The organism is Aquabacterium sp. (assembly GCF_004297345.1).
Lineage (GTDB): Bacteria > Pseudomonadota > Gammaproteobacteria > Burkholderiales > Burkholderiaceae_C > Aquabacterium.
In genome coordinates, this window is the sequence record NZ_SCTN01000566.1 from 1 (window position 1) to 1,804 (window position 1,804).

The window sequence follows — 1,804 nt, forward strand, 5'->3', positions numbered from 1 at the left end:
ACTCACGAGCGAATTTGGTAGGACCAACGAGTACGCACTGAGCTTTACGAAAACTCGCTCCCTGAATCCGTGCGGTCCAAATTGTGGACGCACCTTTTGATAATCACGCGCCAGTGTGTTCATCAAGCGGTTCAAGCGATTTAGAAAAAGATCAGTTGGGTCACGAAGGTTCATTGCAGAGGCAGTACTCATGATTGGTCGCCAAAACAAATTAAGTTGACATGTGGGCAGCCTATCACCGCGGCGAGGATCGTCCCATCTTGGACGCCGCAGGACCGCTGCAGACTTACTCGGACGGTATTGACCACAACTGCACACGGAGGGCCACCACAAGCACGGTTCGCACTCTCGCCTGAGGTGAGTTGCCCGCAACAGTCGCTCCCTGTCCTGCATCATCCGAAGTTGCACAGTGAATTCCGCTCAGTCACGAGCACCTCCCAAACGGTTGCGTATTCCGCGCGCCAATTGAGCGGATGAGAGCAGATGACAAGGTCACCACGCAGTTTCGACGTTTGAGTGATCTGCGTGGCTGAGACGAAACATCGTTTTCAGACACTCCGGCAGGATGGAATCACCGCTTCAACGTTGCATTTGGCGACCTCATCCATTCCGTTTCGGCTGCGACGCTGGGGACCGCTTCACGCCTTAGATCTAAAAGGCACAATCCGTACAAAGTCCGTACGGCAAAGAAAAAAGCACTTAGCATCACTGCTAAGTGCTTGATTTTCTTGGTGGGCGGTGCAGGGTTCGAACCTGCGACCCCTGCCGTGTGAAAGCAAAAAATCGGTCTTCCAGATCAACGACTTAGAGAAAAACTCCAAGAGCGACAATCACTTAGCGTACTTCAGTGTACTTGTTTGTCCTTCGATATCCAAGTGTCAGTGTCCCAAAATTGTCCCAGCCATATGCCGGTCCAATCACGGGCAAGTCGGCATTTCGACGGTATAACCCAACGACATGTAGAGATGCGTGCGCTCGGTTGAGCCCACTTTCTCTTGCAAGTGGACACCTTCTTGGCTAGTGCAAATTCCAGCTCGCCGCGTTCGCCCACGCCTTTCAACCGTTTCCAACTGCTGTCCAGCGTTTCGCGTCTTCATCCCCTTACCGATGGCTGCCACTCCGATAAAAGGAGCGTCAGACCACAGCTTTGGAACACGAACGCGATAGACAAGAGGTTGGGTACCGCCCACCTCGTCAGTGGCCAACAAGCCCTCGACAGGCGCCTGGTTAAAGTCAGCTACGGAAAGCCGCTTGCAACACGCCGCGCCTTGCCGGGCCGCTGGATATTGAATGTCCACGACTGTCCCACTCACAAGTGGCGCATCCGTAATCAACACACCGTGACCTGCACCATCCAACTGGACGATTGCAAAGCGCACGTCCGACGCAACGGCCACACCGGAAACGATCAAGCAAGCCAGAAAGGCAAACAGCTTAGTGCCCATCATCTGACCAATGCGGTGGATCTGAAACAAGCTTATTCACCCCATAAGTGGCACCAACGGCATTGAGATCACTCAGCTTCTTGATCTCAACCTCTTCCCCCGACGCATTCTTGATCTTCTTGCCAATGATGCTGGTAATCGTCATGTCAACAGCGGCCTTCTCCGTGTGGCGAGAGATCAATGCAGGCGGATACACAATCGTATAGCCCTTAGCCATCGCAGAAGCCGCCTTCTTGGATCCGTCGTCGCTGTCGTGGACCCAGTCGATGTTCACCCCGTCCATGGCTGGCACCTTGTCAGCCTTGATGTCCCCACGGGATATCTTGGAGCTGTAGTGCATCAGGTAGGCGCGCTCCCTC

At 53.9% G+C, this 1,804-nt stretch carries 3 protein-coding genes; all 3 read right to left on the minus strand.

Annotation, left to right across the window (positions count from 1 at the left end; translation table 11 throughout):
• Positions 1-192, minus strand: a 192-nt coding sequence (locus tag EPO09_RS21520; RefSeq protein ID WP_290646547.1) for a hypothetical protein, incomplete at its 3' end; no start/stop codon positions are given.
• Positions 193-917: 725 nt separating this feature from the next.
• Positions 918-1,475: a hypothetical protein gene (locus EPO09_RS21525; RefSeq protein ID WP_290646549.1), complete on the minus strand. Its 558-nt coding sequence runs from the start codon at positions 1,473-1,475 to the stop codon at positions 918-920.
• The coding region (locus EPO09_RS21530) for a hypothetical protein (RefSeq protein WP_290646551.1) at positions 1,435-1,804 on the minus strand (370 nt) is incomplete at its 5' end. The genes EPO09_RS21530 and EPO09_RS21525, both read right to left, overlap by 41 nt.